General features: G+C 58.9%; 11 protein-coding genes. 9 read left to right on the top strand and 2 right to left on the bottom strand.

The window, feature by feature from the left end; genetic code table 11:
* The 4 genes from HBO10_RS04670 (at position 1) to lpxC (ending at position 4509) form a co-directional block, all read left to right on the top strand.
* Positions 1 to 870 (top strand): cell division protein FtsQ/DivIB, encoded by an 870-nt coding sequence (locus HBO10_RS04670; RefSeq protein WP_019816943.1) that lies wholly within the window; start codon positions 1 to 3, stop codon positions 868 to 870.
* A gap of 15 nt (positions 871 to 885) precedes the next feature.
* The gene (gene ftsA, locus HBO10_RS04665) at positions 886 to 2148 is read left to right on the top strand and encodes a cell division protein FtsA (RefSeq protein WP_003188682.1); all 1263 of its coding nucleotides are present in this window, start codon (positions 886 to 888) and stop codon (positions 2146 to 2148) included.
* A 140-nt stretch (positions 2149 to 2288) separates the two neighbouring features.
* A complete protein-coding gene (gene ftsZ, locus HBO10_RS04660) occupies positions 2289 to 3485 on the top strand; it encodes a cell division protein FtsZ (protein WP_003188685.1) in 1197 nt (398 codons plus the stop codon).
* Positions 3486 to 3597: 112 nt separating this feature from the next.
* Complete coding sequence (gene lpxC, locus HBO10_RS04655; RefSeq protein WP_003171886.1) at positions 3598 to 4509, top strand: UDP-3-O-acyl-N-acetylglucosamine deacetylase; 912 nt, start codon at positions 3598 to 3600, stop codon at positions 4507 to 4509.
* Between the two features lie 173 nt (positions 4510 to 4682).
* Here the strand turns inward: lpxC and HBO10_RS04650 are convergent, their stop codons facing one another.
* Both HBO10_RS04650 and HBO10_RS04645 read right to left on the bottom strand, forming a co-directional pair.
* Complete coding sequence (locus HBO10_RS04650) at positions 4683 to 6179, bottom strand: diguanylate cyclase (RefSeq protein WP_034126340.1); 1497 nt, start codon at positions 6177 to 6179, stop codon at positions 4683 to 4685.
* Between the two features lie 102 nt (positions 6180 to 6281).
* Complete coding sequence (locus HBO10_RS04645; RefSeq protein ID WP_034126341.1) at positions 6282 to 7604, bottom strand: OprD family porin; 1323 nt, start codon at positions 7602 to 7604, stop codon at positions 6282 to 6284.
* 461 nt (positions 7605 to 8065) lie between these two features.
* Here HBO10_RS04645 and tssI point away from each other — a divergent pair, with 461 nt between their 5' ends.
* Genes tssI through HBO10_RS04625 form a run of 5 tightly spaced genes read left to right on the top strand, consistent with a single transcriptional unit; the run spans position 8066 to position 15649 of the window.
* Positions 8066 to 10003, top strand: coding sequence for a type VI secretion system tip protein TssI/VgrG (tssI, locus tag HBO10_RS04640; RefSeq protein ID WP_034126342.1), 1938 nt, complete (start codon positions 8066 to 8068; stop codon positions 10001 to 10003).
* 45 nt (positions 10004 to 10048) lie between these two features.
* Positions 10049 to 10477: a DcrB-related protein gene (locus HBO10_RS04635; protein ID WP_034126343.1), complete on the top strand. Its 429-nt coding sequence runs from the start codon at positions 10049 to 10051 to the stop codon at positions 10475 to 10477.
* 54 nt (positions 10478 to 10531) lie between these two features.
* Complete coding sequence (locus tag HBO10_RS31225) at positions 10532 to 11515, top strand: PAAR domain-containing protein (protein ID WP_034126344.1); 984 nt, start codon at positions 10532 to 10534, stop codon at positions 11513 to 11515.
* Complete coding sequence (locus HBO10_RS04630; protein WP_346343133.1) at positions 11460 to 15170, top strand: RHS repeat-associated core domain-containing protein; 3711 nt, start codon at positions 11460 to 11462, stop codon at positions 15168 to 15170. The genes HBO10_RS31225 and HBO10_RS04630 overlap by 56 nt, the downstream gene beginning before the upstream one ends.
* Positions 15167 to 15649, top strand: a complete 483-nt coding sequence (locus HBO10_RS04625; RefSeq protein WP_169921938.1) for a hypothetical protein — start codon at positions 15167 to 15169, stop codon at positions 15647 to 15649. The genes HBO10_RS04630 and HBO10_RS04625 overlap by 4 nt, the downstream gene beginning before the upstream one ends.
* Positions 15650 to 15652 lie beyond the last annotated feature (3 nt).

Below are 15652 nucleotides of genomic sequence, written 5' to 3'. Positions count from 1 at the left end.
ATGAACGGCGCATCGCTTCGTCATCAGCCCCCACAAGCACCGAGCCGCAAGCCGGTGCCACGGGGTGCAAGCCGAATGGTGGCTAAAGAGCCGATGTCGGCGCGCCTGCCAAAAGCCAACTTTGGTTTTATCAAGGCGCTGTTCTGGCCGGTGCTGCTGGTGGTGCTGGGCTTTGGCACGTACGAAGGCGCGCAGCGTCTGTTGCCGTATGCCGACCGGCCGATCACCAAGATCAGCGTGCAGGGCGACTTGAGCTACATCAGCCAGCAAGCGGTACAGCAGCGCATCGGCCCATACCTGGCGGCGAGCTTCTTTACCATCGACCTGGCCGGCATGCGCTCGGAGCTGGAACAGATGCCGTGGATCGCCCACGCCGAAGTTCGCCGAGTATGGCCGGACCAGGTCACGATTCGCCTGGAAGAACAACTGCCCGTGGCCCGTTGGGGCGATGAAGCGCTGTTGAACAACCAGGGCCAGGCGTTCACTCCGCGTGAGCTGGCCAACTATGAACACCTGCCGCAGCTGTTCGGGCCGCAGCGGGCGCAGCAGCAAGTGATGCAGCAGTACCAGGCCTTGAGCCAGATGCTGCGGCCACTGGGCTTCTCCATTGCACGCCTGGAATTGCGTGAGCGGGGCAGCTGGTTTTTGACGACCGGGGCAGGCAGTTCCGGCCCGGGCATCGAGTTGTTGCTGGGACGCGACCGCTTGGTGGAAAAGATGCGCCGCTTTATTGCCATCTATGAAAAAACCTTGAAAGAACAGATTACGAACATTGCGAGCGTCGACCTGCGTTACGCCAACGGCCTGGCCGTCGGCTGGCGTACACCGGCTGCGCCCACGGCAGCACAACCCGCTGTCGCGAAGAATTAAGAAGAGGCAGGACCCATGGCAAACGTGCAAAGCGGCAAAATGATCGTCGGTCTCGATATCGGCACCTCCAAGGTGGTGGCGCTGGTGGGCGAGGTCGGGGAAGACGGCGCGATCGAAATCGTCGGTATTGGCACGCATCCGTCCCGGGGCCTGAAGAAGGGCGTGGTGGTGAACATCGAGTCCACCGTGCAATCGATCCAGCGCGCCATCGAAGAAGCGCAGCTGATGGCCGGTTGCCGGATTCACTCGGCGTTCGTCGGCGTGGCTGGCAACCACATCCGCAGCCTGAACTCCCACGGCATCGTGGCGATCCGCGACCGTGAAGTCAGCTCGGCCGACCTTGAGCGCGTCCTCGACGCTGCCCAGGCCGTGGCGATCCCGGCGGACCAGCGCGTGCTGCACACCCTGCCGCAGGACTACGTGATCGACAACCAGGAAGGCGTGCGCGAGCCCCTGGGCATGTCGGGCGTTCGCCTGGAAGCTAAGGTCCACGTGGTGACCTGCGCCGTCAACGCCGCACAGAACATTGAAAAATGCGTGCGCCGCTGCGGCCTGGAAATCGACGACATCATTCTCGAGCAGTTGGCCTCGGCCTACTCGGTCCTGACCGACGACGAAAAAGAACTGGGCGTGTGCCTGGTGGACATTGGCGGCGGCACCACCGACATCGCGATCTTCACCGAGGGTGCGATCCGTCACACCGCCGTGATCCCGATTGCCGGCGACCAGGTCACCAACGACATCGCCATGGCGCTGCGCACACCGACCCAGTACGCCGAAGAAATCAAGATCCGCTACGCCTGCGCCCTGGCCAAGCTGGCCGGTGCCGGCGAGACCATCAAGGTGCCAAGTGTGGGCGACCGTCCACCGCGCGAACTGTCGCGCCAGGCCCTGGCCGAAGTGGTCGAGCCACGCTACGACGAACTGTTCACCCTGATCCAGGCTGAACTGCGCCGCAGCGGCTACGAAGATTTGATCCCGGCCGGCATCGTGCTGACCGGTGGCACCTCGAAGATGGAAGGCGCGGTCGAGTTGGCCGAGGAAATCTTCCACATGCCGGTGCGCCTGGGCGTGCCCCATGGCGTGAAGGGCCTGGGCGACGTGGTGCGTAACCCGATTTATTCCACCGGTGTGGGCTTGCTGTTGTACGGGCTGCAAAAGCAGACCGACGGCATTTCCCTGTCGGGCCCGAGCATCCGTGACAGCTACCGCAGCGACGACGAGGCGAAAGCGCCGTTGTTCGAGCGGCTGCAGGCTTGGGTAAAAGGAAACTTCTGACGAAGTTAGCTTCAAGCGACAAGTTACAAGCTTCAAGAGTACGGCGTTTCAAGCTTGCAGCTAATAGCTTGCAACTTGTAACTCCTACGGCAGTAGGCGTAGTAGGCGAAAAAACTAGAGAAAATGAAAGGAGAGGGAACATGTTCGAACTCGTAGACAACATCCCCGCTAGCCCGGTTATCAAAGTAATCGGTGTCGGCGGTGGCGGCGGCAACGCTGTCAACCACATGGTCAAGAGCAACATTGAAGGCGTTGAGTTCATCTGCGCCAACACTGATGCCCAGGCGCTCAAAAGCATCGGCGCGCGGACCATCCTGCAATTGGGCACCGCGGTGACCAAAGGCCTCGGCGCTGGCGCCAATCCGGAAGTCGGCCGTCAAGCCGCCCTGGAAGACCGCGAGCGTATTGCCGAAGTGCTGCAAGGCACCAACATGGTGTTCATCACCACCGGCATGGGCGGCGGTACCGGTACCGGTGCTGCACCGATCATTGCCGAAGTGGCCAAGGAAATGGGGATTCTGACCGTTGCTGTCGTGACGCGTCCGTTCCCGTTCGAAGGCCGCAAGCGCATGCAGATCGCCGACGAAGGTATCCGTCTGCTGTCTGAAAGCGTCGACTCGTTGATCACCATCCCCAACGAGAAACTGCTGACCATCCTGGGCAAGGACGCAAGCCTGCTGTCTGCGTTCGCCAAGGCTGACGATGTACTGGCCGGTGCCGTTCGCGGTATCTCCGACATCATCAAGCGTCCGGGCATGATCAACGTCGACTTTGCCGACGTACGTACGGTCATGAGCGAAATGGGCATGGCGATGATGGGCACTGGCTGCGCCAGCGGTCCGAACCGTGCACGCGAAGCCACCGAAGCGGCCATCCGCAACCCGTTGCTCGAAGACGTGAACCTGCAAGGCGCACGCGGCATCCTGGTGAACATCACCGCCGGTCCCGACCTGTCCCTGGGTGAGTACTCCGACGTGGGTAGCATCATCGAAGCCTTCGCGTCCGAGCACGCCATGGTCAAAGTCGGTACCGTTATTGATCCGGACATGCGCGATGAGCTGCATGTAACCGTGGTTGCTACCGGCCTGGGTGCAAAAATCGAGAAGCCTGTGAAGGTCATCGACAACACCCTGCACACCAGCCAGGCCAGCCAGGCAGCTGCCGCTCCAGCCCCTGCTCGCCAGGAACTGCCGTCGGTCAACTACCGTGACCTGGACCGTCCGACCGTGATGCGCAACCAGGCTCAGGCCGGTGCTGCGGCGTCCCGTAGCCCGAATCCGCAAGATGACCTGGACTATCTGGACATCCCGGCATTCCTGCGTCGTCAGGCCGATTAATGGAATGTATCAGGGCTATGAAGGTGATTGGTGTTCAGCAAAGGTCTGGTCTGCTATTATCGCCAGCCTTTGTTGATACCAGTTCGCAATTTGCGCTGAAGCGGTCCAAGCCATGATTAAACAACGCACCCTGAAGAATATTATTCGTGCCACAGGTGTAGGTCTGCACTCCGGGGAGAAGGTATACCTGACCCTCAAGCCTGCACCTGTCGACACCGGCATCGTGTTTGTGCGTGCCGACCTGGACCCTGTGGTGCAGATTCCTGCTCGCGCGGAAAACGTTGGCGAAACCACTATGTCGACCACATTGGTCAACGGTGACGTCAAAGTGGACACGGTGGAGCACTTGCTCTCGGCCATGGCTGGCCTGGGCATCGATAACGCCTACGTCGAGCTCTCCGCGTCCGAAGTCCCGATCATGGATGGCAGCGCTGGCCCCTTCGTATTCTTGATTCAATCTGCCGGCCTGGAAGAACAGGACGCAGCCAAGAAGTTCATTCGCATTCTGCGGGAAGTGACAGTAGAAGACGGCGACAAGCGCGCCACCTTCGTCCCGTTCGAAGGCTTTAAAGTGAGCTTTGAGATCGATTTCGATCACCCGGTATTCCGTGACCGCACCCAAAGTGCAAGCGTGGATTTTTCCAGCACTTCGTTTGTAAAAGAAGTCAGCCGCGCCCGCACCTTTGGTTTCATGAGTGACATCGAGTACCTGCGCAAGCACAACCTCGCACTCGGCGGCAGCGTGGAAAACGCCATTGTGGTCGACGCGGATGGTGTACTGAACGAAGACGGCCTTCGCTATGAAGACGAATTCGTGAAGCACAAGATCCTCGATGCAATCGGTGACCTCTACCTGCTGGGCAATAGCCTGATAGGCGAGTTCAAAGGCTTCAAGTCGGGCCACGCCCTTAACAACCAGCTGCTGCGCAAGTTGATTGAGCAGACAGACGCTTGGGAAGTCGTGACCTTCGAAGATGCCAGCACCGCACCGATCTCTTACATGCGTCCCGTTGCGGCGGTGTAAGTAACAACTCTCTTTCTTTAGTTTTGAAAGGCTGCCTTCGGGTGGCCTTTTTTTATGCCCGACGAATATCCAAATGTGGGAGCTGGCTTGCCTGCGATAGCGGCCTGGCCGTTAGCTTATAGGTAGCTGACCCACCGCCATCGCAGGCAAGCCAGCTCCCACACCTGACCTCATCAGTTTGAGGTTTTTGAAGCATCCACTATCCGGTTACGGCCGCTGTGCTTGGCCTGATACAGCGCCTGGTCAGCCTTGAGCAGCAGGTCTTCAAGGGAGATACGGCTGTGCTTCTGCCAGGTACTCAGGCCGATGCTTACGGTGATCGGTTGCTCATCCCCGGCCACTCTCGGCAAGTGCTGGACCCCCTTGCGGATATGCTCGGCGATCACCCACGCGCCCTTGGCGTCGGTATTGGGCAGCACCACCGCGAACTCTTCACCGCCATAACGCGCCGCCAGGTCGGCAGGGCGGCGGATATGGCTGGCGATCACATGCGCGACTGCACGCAACGCCTCATCGCCGCCCTGGTGACCATGGCGGTCGTTGAAGGCCTTGAAGTGGTCCACATCGATCATCAGTACGCTCAACGACTCGGTGGAGCGTTGTGCCCGTTCCCATTCCAGCCGCAAGCGTTCGTCCAGCGTGCGACGGTTGGCCAGGCCGGTAAGGGCGTCGGTGGCTGCCAGTTCTGACAGCACCTGTTCAGCCCGATGGCGGCGGCGCAACTCCATGCACAGTGCCCAAGTCAGCCACAACAGGCCCACGCACAACACTCCGGTCGCGATGCTGACCAGCCACGCCGCACGCCGCCAGGGGGCGAACATTTCATCGCTGGACAAGGCCACCGCCACGATCAGCGGCAAGTTGCCCACATTCGAAAAACTGTAGAGCCGTGCCTGGCGATCGACACTGGAGATACTTTGGAAGCTGCCGTCCCGTTCGCGCAGCATGCGCGCCACATTCGGGCGCTGGCTCAGGTCCTTGTCGACGATATCTGCTTCCAGCAGAGGCTCTTGCGCCAGCAGGATGCCTTGGTGGTTGAGCAGGTTGATGGTGCTGTTGCTGCCGATGTTCGAGCTGCTGAACAACTGATGAAAGTACGACAGGCGCATGGACGCGACCGCCACTCCAAGGAAGCGCCCATCCGGTGATGAAACGCGACGGCTGAACGCGATGCGCCAAGGGTCGGCACACTGGCAGCGCGCCATGAACGGGCGGCTGATATACAAGCCCAGGTCGGGGTTGGTGCGGTGCGCCCGAAAATAGTCCCGGTCGGCAAAGTTACCCAGCTTGGGCGTGAGCAGGGAGGAATCGGCAATCACCTCGCCAGCCGGGTCCAACAGCAGGATATCGCCCTTGTAGGGCGCCGCTGCGGAACGATCGAACAGCACCAAATGACGGATGCTATCTGAAACGTCTTGCAGGTCGGTGCGCTCGGTGGCGCTGATCAAGCCTTTGAGGGCCATGTCGTAAAGTTCGACATTGCGCAGCACATCAGCGTCGATCAATTGAGTGATGGTGTTGGCGGTGCGCTTGGCCGTCTGCAGGGTGTTGGCATGTTCACGAATCAGCAGCGCAGTGACGACCCCCACGATCAGCAACACCGTGAGCGTGCTGCCCAGGATCAGCAGGCGCTCCGGGCGGCGGTTGGGGCGGGTAGGGCTTGAACTCATCGGGCACACTTCTGCATTGAGAATGCCCTTAGCGTAGTAGCAACTCTTAAATATGGCGCAAAGCCAACCTGTAGGAGCGAGCAAGCTCGCTCCTACCTGTACTCAGAACACGTTGATCGGGTAATCCACGATCACACGATATTCATCCACATCGCGGTCCACTGCAGAGTAGCCATTGCTGCCGCGATTGGTCGCCCATTGCAGGCGCACGGCCAAGTCCTTGGCCTTGCCGCCCTGCACCACATATTTCAGGTCGATATCGCGCTCCCAGTGCTTGGCGTCCTTGCCATCGGCGCTGTACCAGTTGCTGTAGCCACGACTGTTGGGGTCGACCTTGGTCAGGTCGGTCTTGCCGCTGATGTAGGACACGGCGGACGTCAGGCCGGGCACGCCGAGGCCGGCGAAGTCGTAGGCGTACTTGAGCTTCCAGGAGCGCTCGTTGGGCCCGTTGAAATCCGAGTACTGCTGGGAGTTGTCCAGGTACACGCTGTCGCCCTGGGTGATGTAGTCGAACGGCGTGTTGCCATTGACCCGCTGATAAGTCGCCGTGACGCTGTGGTTGCCCACGCCCACGGTGAAATGCAGGCTGTAGGTGTTGTTGTCGATATCCCCCAGCAGCGATTGGCCGGTGTCCTGGGTATGGTAGTAGTGCAGGCCGGGCGTCAGGCTGACCAGGTTGTTCAGGGCATAGGTGTATTCCACGTCGTAGTAATACTGGTGCCAGACGTCCTTGAGTTCGGAGGCGTACAGGTTGCTGGTCAGCCCCTCGATCCCGCTGAACGACACGCCAGCCCAGTCCAGGTGCTGGCTGTCGGTGTTGGCGGGCAGCGTGCCGTAGCTGGTGCCGATGCGCCGATGGCCGCTCTGGTTGTAGAGCTTGGTGAAACTGGCCTGGCCACCTTCGATCATCCAGCCGTCAAAGCTGTGGTTGGTCAGGCTCACGCCACGGAAAGTCTGCGGCAACATGCGCGTCATGCCGCCGGCGATCACCGGGTTGTTGAGGAACAGGTCGCCGGCTTTCAGTTCGGTGTCGAAGGCGCGCAGCTTCAAGGTGCCGCCAGCCGTCGAGAACGAACCCGGCGCTTTGCCGTTGCCGCTGCCATACGGAAGGATGCTGGAACCATCCGTACCACCACCGCCGTCGAGCTTGAGGCCGAGCATGGCATTGACGTCCAGGCCGAAGCCGACGGTGCCCTGGGTGTAGCCGGATTCGAAGGTGCCGATAAAGCCCTGGCCCCATTCCTTGCTGTCATCGGTATGAATATCGCGTCGGTCGCGGTTCATGTAGTAGTTGCGGGTGTTGATCGTGAGGTGTGAACCCTCGACGAAACCTTCAACGGGCGGGGCGTCTGCCGCGTGGGCAAGCGGGATGATCGTTGCTGCGATTGCGAGGAATAACGGGGTGAACGTCAGCGAGTTCTTCACCGGTGGAGCTCCTTTGGTCAATCATGAACGGCCAGTGTCGTGGGGTGTGCCCGGCCTTTTTTCACGGCAAAAAAAAGCCGCTGAAGTCAGCGGCTTTAAGACAGATTCCCAGTGTAGAGCCCTGGAAATAAGTCGAGGGAAATTCGGGTGAGTGGTCAGCTGCCTTTGCCGTCGCGCTCATCGATGCGTCAAAGTAACGCAGGCGAGCGGTGCGATACAGAGTGTAACAAGATAATAACTATTGCCCAAACCGCAACAGTTGACCTCTGGCGTGGACCTTCAAGCTATCGATTGATTTGCCTACAGTTGTACGGCTTTACTCTGAGTAGTACAGAAAGGTCTGACAGCTCTTTGTAGCTGCGTGGGTAAGAGACCTCTCGATTTCCTCCGCACCATTGAAGTGCTAGATCACAGCTTCCTAGGATTACGTCTTGTCTCAGGCGTATTACAAGGATGCCCTCATGCCCCGTCAAAGTGACCTGCGTTACACCTTCGAACCGCTGCGGGGCGATCCCTTCGAAGTGGTCTCGTTCACCCTTGAAGAAGGCTTGTCCCAGCCCTTCAAACTCGAACTGGAACTGGTCAGTCACCACCCGGCCATCGACTTCTACCGCATGCTCGACCTGGCCGCAGTGTTCACCATTTGGCGCGACGACACTCCGGTACGCTACGTCCATGGCCTGGTCAGCCTGTTCCAACAGGGCGATACCGGTTTTCGCCGAACCCGCTACACCGCCGTGGTCGAACCGACTCTGAAGCGTTTCGATCTGCGCTCCAACTGGCGCATCTTCCAGGCCCAGACCGTGCCAGACATCATCACCAGCATGCTGGCCGAGCACAAACTGACCGACATCCGCAGCGAAATCTGCTTCGAACACCAACCCCGCGAATACTGCGTGCAGGCCGGTGAAACCGACCTCGATTTCATCGCCCGCCTCGCCGCCGAAGAAGGCCTGCTCTACACCTTCGAACACCGCGCCGACGGCCATACCCTCGTGCTCACCGACCGCGTCGGCGGCCTCGGCACCATCGGCACCCACACCGACTGCCCGGTGATCTACCAGCCCATGGGAGGTGGCGACTCCAAGGAGCCAGCGTTAAACCGCTTCCACTACACCGAACAAGTGCGCACCGCACGCCAGGTGCAGCGCGACTACACCTTCACCCACCCGCGCTACGACCAACAGCACACCGCCACCGGCGACCAGGACTTGAAAAACCAGCACAAGGACTACGAACGTTACGACTACCCCGGCCGCTACAAACGCGACATTGCTGGCAAGCCCTTCACCAAGACGCGCCTAACGGCGCTACGCAACGACGCCAAACTGGCCCATGTCGAAGGCGACGATGAACGCCTGCAACCGGGGTTGGCCTTCGACCTCAACGATCATCCCCGCGAAGACTTCAACGACCGCTGGCGCACCATCGCCATAAAACACGAAGGCAAGCAGCACACCAGCTTGCAGGAAGAATCGTTCGGCAGCGGCCTCGGTACCTCTTACTCGTTGAAAGCCAGCGCCATCCGCTGGACCTCGGACTGGAAAGCGCCGCTGCCCCCCAAACCCTGCATCGATGGCCCGCAGATCGCCACGGTAGTTGGCCCGCCGGGGGAAGAGATCTATTGCGATGAATGGGGCCGGGTCAAGGTGCAGTTTCCATGGGATCGTGCGGACAAAAACAACGACCACAGCTCGTGCTGGATCCGCGTCACCCAAGGCTGGGCCGGGGCGACCTGGGGCTCCATCGCGATCCCGCGTGTAGGTCAGGAGTTAGTGATCAGCCACCTGGACGGAGATCCTGACCAGCCGATCGCCACTGGGACCGCCTACAGACAGACCAACCTGCCGCCCTACGAGCTGCCTAAACACAAGACGCGGATGACCATCAAGAGCCGCACCCATAAGGGCGAAGGTTTCAATGAGCTGCGCTTTGAGGATGAGCTGGGCCAGGAGGAAGTGTTTATCCATGCCCAGAAAGATCAGAACACCATCGTCAAGAACAACCAGACCCAATCCATTGGCGCCGACCGAAGCAGCCAGGTCGGCCAGGACGAAACCATCACTGTTGGCCGTACCCGCATGCGGGTGGTGAAGGCCAACGACACGTTGAAAGTAGGCGGCAGCAAAAGTGACTCGGTCGCCGACGAATACACCGTCGAAGTGGGCAACGCGTTACGCCTGAAATGCGGCAAGACGGTGATCGAATTGCACGCCAACGGCACCCTGAATATCACCTGCGAGAACTTCAATATCACCGGGTTGAAGTCCGGCCAAATCAACACCCCCGACGGCATGTTGGATCTCAATGTGGAAGGTGGTACCGCTGCCGTTGCGGCTGACGGGCGAGCTGCCAGTGCGCTCCAAGACCAAGCGAACAGCCACTTCCAGCAGGACTGAGACTCCGATCACTGACCTGTATTTCCCCAAACAAGGAACACCTGAATGGCCAGATACCTGACTCAGGATCTCAACGTCGATCTCGGCGATGAGATGCCCGAAGACACCACGCTGAACATGCTCCAGTTTCGCGAACGGCAAACGACCTTGGTCATCGCTCGCAGTGCGCTGCCCGAGCACCAGACCTTGGATGAGGCTTACGCGTTTCAACTGAACTTGCTGCACAAGCGGCTCGCTGCGTTGACCTGCACTGACCCAGTAACCGTTTTTATTGGGAAAGACAAGCCAGTCGAAGGTCGCGAAGCCGTGCTCCAGTTTACGCACGCAAACAAGCCGATGTACCAGCTTCAGTTGGCCTGCCAACTGCCTGGGCAACAACGCCTGCTGGTCCTGAATTACAGCAAACATAGCGCGCTTAGCGAAGCAGACATCGGCCATTGGCGCGCGATCAAAGACAGCCTGCACTTTGCCTGATCAGGTCACTCATTCCATTTGCCTGCACGCCCGTTAAGCAAGGAGCACACACCAATGGCGCAGAACGTACACGCCGCCAGGGAGGGAGACGCGATCCTTCACCCACCACTCGCTGCCGAGCTGATGAGCGCATTGGCAGAAGCGGTTGTCTACGCCGCAGCTACTGCTGTTGTTGCGGCGGCTATCGCCGGCACTGTTGTCGCGGTTGTGGGTACGGGCGGTGCGGCGGCAGTACTTGTCCCTGTGATTGCTGGAGCACTGGTAGGCGGTGCCAGCATGATTCCAATAGGCGACAAGAGCATTGGTGAAGCCATCACCGATGGGTGTGACTCTCTCGCCAACAGCGTGTTCCCGGCAGAACCTTTCGGCAAGATTGAAAGCGGCTCGCAAAATACCCACGTCAACGGAAAACCCGCTGCTCGGGCCGCTGGACGCAGCTCAGAGGGTGGCAGCGAGGACGCTTCCGAAGAACAGGCAGAACCGTCATTTCTGGACAATATCGGCGCAATGGCGATGTCCGCCGCGCCCATGCTCATGCCGGTACTCGGGCTGGGCATGGCGATCTACGACATCTTCAACCCGCCGGTCACCACGCCAGCAGCCCCGGGAACACAACCGGCAGACCAAGATGAGATCACTTGCGAACGCCATCCGCCCATGCCGATTGGCTACATCGCGCAGGGGTCCAGCAAGGTCTTCATCAACGGGCAGCCTGCCGCCCGAGCCGGCGACAAGACCACGTGCGATGCAACCATCGACAGCGATGCCAATGTGTCTCCCAACGTGCGCATAGGTGGCGAGCCACTGACCGTGCGGGATATCCGCAATGGCAAAAGCAAGATTGCGCAATTCACCGGCATGGTGGCGGGGATGTTGATCTCGCGCAAAATCAAGCTTCGCCCGACCAAAGGGCAGCCCCAAACCGCTACCACGCATTCGTCCGTGCAAAGGCAGCCCGGTGATTGTTTCAACCGGAAGCAAAGTGCTGGGAGGACCGGAGGATCACGACTTCACCTTGCCGGGGTTGCTTCCCATTGAATGGGCCAGAGGTTATGACAGCAATGACCTGCGCAGCGACGGCCTGTTCGGCATGGGCTGGAGCGTGCCCTACGAAGTGGAAATCCTACGCGTGCCCCACCCCGAGGGCGGCGAGTTGTGGATCTATGTCGATGACGAAGGCACCCGCCTGGAACTGGGTCGGCTAAAGGCGAACGATGCCTTTGTCAGCGTTCTCGATGGGTTAGCGTTCTTTCAACTTGAAGACGGGCAGACCGTGGTCGAGGACATCTACACCGGTCTCTACCAAGTCTTCCAGACTGACCCGCACAACCCGAAACGCTCACGCCTGATCAAGCTGGGTGATCGCAACCTGAATACCGTAGGGCTTCTCTACGATCAGACCGGTCGGCTGCACTACGTGTGCGACGGTTTGAGCCGAACCACCATCCGACTGAGCTATGACACGCAGCACCCGAAGCGGGTCAGCCAAGTGGGTCGGCTCTATATCAGGCTTGGCGATGATCCGCAGATCGAACACACCGAAGTCCTTGCCAGCTATCGCTATACCCAAAGCGGCCAACTGCAGGAGGTGCTCGATGCCACCGGCCAGGTCTTGCGTAGCTTCACCTACACGGCGCATGGCTACCTCGGTAGCCACACCCTGCCCAGTGGCGCGACTCGACAGTATCAATGGCAACGTTTCGAAGTTCCTGCGCAACGTCCTCAATCAGTGCGCGCAGATGGCAGCCTCTGCAACTTCCCTCCGCTGCTGGAGCCTCTGCCTGACCATGAGTGGCGCGTCATTCGCCATTGGGGCAGTGATGGCGAAGAATACCGCTTCGATTACGACCTGGAAAAAGGCGAAACCCGCGTTACCGACAGCCTCGGTCGCCAGGACCATTACTACTGGGGGCCGTTCTACGAGATTTACAAACACATCGACCCCATGGGCCATTGTTGGCAAGACGATGTACTGGCCGGCCAACTGCTCAAGAGCATTGACCCGCAGGGCGGCGAGTGGCAATACGGCTACGACGAACTCGGCCGCCTGATCGAAACCCGCGACCCAATTGGCCGCTACGAACGGGTCCGTTACACCCGCCACTGGGCGTTACCCCTGAGCATTACCGACGGCGCCGGGCGCACTCAACGTTTCGGTTATGACAGCCAGGGCAATCTGCTGTGGGAGCAAGATCCTCTCGGCCGAAAGACCCAGTACCGTTACGACAGCCAAGGCCAAGTCCAATGCATCCTCGACCCGCTGGACAAGCACAAATACCTGCGCTGGAACGCCCATGGACAGTTACTCAGCTACCGCGACTGCTCCAACGCCGAAACCCACTACCGCTATAATCGGCGCGGCCAACTCAGCGAAGCTATCAATGCCCGTGGCGAACACACCCACTATCGGTATGACACCCGCGGCTACCTGATCGAAAGCCAGCGCCCGGACGGCCGCATCGACCGCTACGATATTGACGCCGCCGGCCACCTCATTGCCTATACCGACCCGGCCCAGCGCATCACCCGCCTGCGTTACGACCACAGTGGCCGGCTAATCCGCCGGATTGACGCCCTCGGCCACAGTGTCGAGTTTGACTACGACGCCTATGGCCGCCTGCTGCACTTGAGCAATGAAAACCGCGAACGCTACCGCTTCGAATGGGACGTGCTGGACCGCCTGCTGGCCCAGCAGGACCTGGATGGCAGCGGGCGCATCTACCAGTACAACCCGTTGGACGATGTCACCGCCATCCACCACATCCCCGCGCCGAATGCCGAACCTGAGCTGGATGGCAAGGACAGCGCCGAACCGCACAGGCCACTGGTACATCATTTCGAGCGTGACGCCCTCGGCCGCCTGATCCGCAAACGCACCGACGATGGCATCACCGAGTATGCCTACGACAATGCCGACAACCTGCTGGCGATCAACTTCACCGACATACGAGGTGACCAGCAGCGGCTCGACTACACCTACGATGCCCTCGGCCAGTTGCTCAGTGAGACCAACAGCGCCGGACTTCTGCAGTACGACTACGATGAACTGGGCAACCTGCAAACCCTGACCCTGCCCGATCAGCGCCAACTTAACCACCTGTACTACGGCAGCGGCCACCTGCATCAAATCAACCTGGGTGGCCGGGTGATCAGCGATTTCGAGCGAGATGCACTGCACGACGAAGTGCTGCGCACCCAGGGCGCCCTGCACACCCGCACGCGCTACGACCGCAGCGGCCGCCTCAGCCAGAAAGCCCTGCACTACCAGCAGGTGGCCCGTGAGGTGCTGCCGCTGTTGCAGAAGGACTACCAGTACGACGCCAGCGATAATCTGGTGGCCGAGATACTGACCCAGACCCAGCGTCCTGGCGGTAGCCGCCCGACCCCAGCAGCCAATGACGACAGCCTGATCGGGCGTTTTCATAACCAATCATCGACCGGCAAAAGCTACCAAGGCAGCGCCCAATACGGCTACAACCCGGTCGAGCAAATCCAGAGCGTGCACCGCAACAGCCCGGCGTCGCTGGGCCAGCACATCGAGAGCCTCAACTACGACGCGGCCGGCAACCTGTTCGATGGCTACCGGGTTAATGGGTTGATTAAGCACAACCGGGTGCATGTGTATCAGGACAAACGTTATCGCTATGACCGCTTTGGGCGGCTGAGCGAAAAGCGCATCGGCAGCAGCCGGATCCAGCATTTCGAGTACGACGCGGAACACCGGCTGACCTGTATCCGCCAGCAGCAGGGATCAATGGCCCAGCGCATTGTTTTCAACTACGACCCGTTGGGGCGGCGTATCAGCAAGCAGGTATATAAAGACGACGCCAGCGAACCCAATAATCGCACGCTGTTCCACTGGCAAGGGTTGCGGCTGTTGGAAGAGGTGCAGGACGGCCGATCCAGCCTTTACGTGTTTGCCGATCCGGGCAGCTATGAACCGCTAGCCCGCCTTGATGGCAAGGCGGGCAGCGAGACGATCTTCTACTTCCATACCAACCTGGCCGGACTGCCGGAACAGCTGACCGACACGGACGGCACCACGGTGTGGCATAGCGAATACCAGGCGTGGGGCAGGACGCGGGACGAATGGCATGATCAGCAGCCAGGGCGTGAACAGAACCTGCGTTTTCAGGGGCAGTACCTTGACCGCGAAACCGGGCTGCACTACAACACCTTCAGGTTTTATGATCCGGATGTAGGGCGGTTTACCCAGCCGGATCCGATTGGGTTGGCGGGTGGGCTGAACCTCTACCAATATGCGCCGAACGCGATTGGGTGGTTTGATCCACTCGGCTGGATGCCTTTTTGGAAACCTTTAAAACACGACGGAATGGGTCATCATCCGTTTCCAAGGGCACATGCCAACTCGCACGGCTATCCTGAGCTAGGAAGTAAACTAGATTCCCCTTCTTGGTATCCAAACAAAGTTGAAGGTTCCGATACACTACATAAAAAATTTCACGCAGAAATAAGCAAGCAAGGCGTTCCTTTTAGTACAAAATTTGACGGGACATCCAAAGCCTTAATCAACAAAATTGCCAAAGCATACGAAGGCTTTCCTGAAAAAGGAATGTTAAAAATACCAAGAACTGGTGAAATTTTAGCAAAAAACATTACAATCAGAGAAGCTTTCTTAAAAATAGTTGGCAAAAACTCTAACTCCAAATCAAACTCAGGATGCGACCTATGAAAAATGCAGCAACCATCTCACTGTATGAACCAGGGATAGTTCTATTTGACCCGATACAGCTTTCAGGCTACTTAAAACTTTTTAAACCCAACCTCAAAGACGTTTTCGACTTTTTTATTAATAATGAAGAAGCTGGAAAAAAAGCCGTTACTATGGGTATCGTGTTTCCAATCTATGAAGTCCCCGAAAGGGAGTATTCGATTTTTATAGCGCACCCTGCCAACCCCATAACTCAAGGTGCAACCCAAGTATGCCACTACTCCAACCTACCTATAGAAATAACCTCCGGAATATTAATTGCCGCCGACCTCAACGCCCTTATCGACTGGGATGAGTTTTTTTTCACAAACTATCTAGAGAACTACAAAAAAAACTCGACAACAATGACTACCTACAAGTCAAGCCTGGTCGCTACCGAATGGATATCTCAGGTTACACTAACTTGCCGAAGCCACTGTCAAACTACGGATACGAATTAAAAC

This window comes from Pseudomonas sp. WS 5503, assembly GCF_012985385.1.
Classification (GTDB): Bacteria; Pseudomonadota; Gammaproteobacteria; order Pseudomonadales; family Pseudomonadaceae; genus Aquipseudomonas; species Aquipseudomonas paracarnis.
This window is presented reverse-complemented; position numbering and strand designations above follow the sequence as displayed.

Coding starts and splice junctions, on each gene's coding strand:
- HBO10_RS04670 (WP_019816943.1), top strand. CDS start 1: ATGAACGGCGCATCGCTTCGTCATCAGCCCCCACAAGCACCGAGCCGC.
- ftsA (WP_003188682.1), top strand. CDS start 886: ATGGCAAACGTGCAAAGCGGCAAAATGATCGTCGGTCTCGATATCGGC.
- ftsZ (WP_003188685.1), top strand. CDS start 2,289: ATGTTCGAACTCGTAGACAACATCCCCGCTAGCCCGGTTATCAAAGTA.
- lpxC (WP_003171886.1), top strand. CDS start 3,598: ATGATTAAACAACGCACCCTGAAGAATATTATTCGTGCCACAGGTGTA.
- HBO10_RS04650 (WP_034126340.1), bottom strand. CDS start 6,179: ATGAGTTCAAGCCCTACCCGCCCCAACCGCCGCCCGGAGCGCCTGCTG.
- tssI (WP_034126342.1), top strand. CDS start 8,066: ATGCCCCGTCAAAGTGACCTGCGTTACACCTTCGAACCGCTGCGGGGC.
- HBO10_RS04635 (WP_034126343.1), top strand. CDS start 10,049: ATGGCCAGATACCTGACTCAGGATCTCAACGTCGATCTCGGCGATGAG.
- HBO10_RS31225 (WP_034126344.1), top strand. CDS start 10,532: ATGGCGCAGAACGTACACGCCGCCAGGGAGGGAGACGCGATCCTTCAC.
- HBO10_RS04625 (WP_169921938.1), top strand. CDS start 15,167: ATGAAAAATGCAGCAACCATCTCACTGTATGAACCAGGGATAGTTCTA.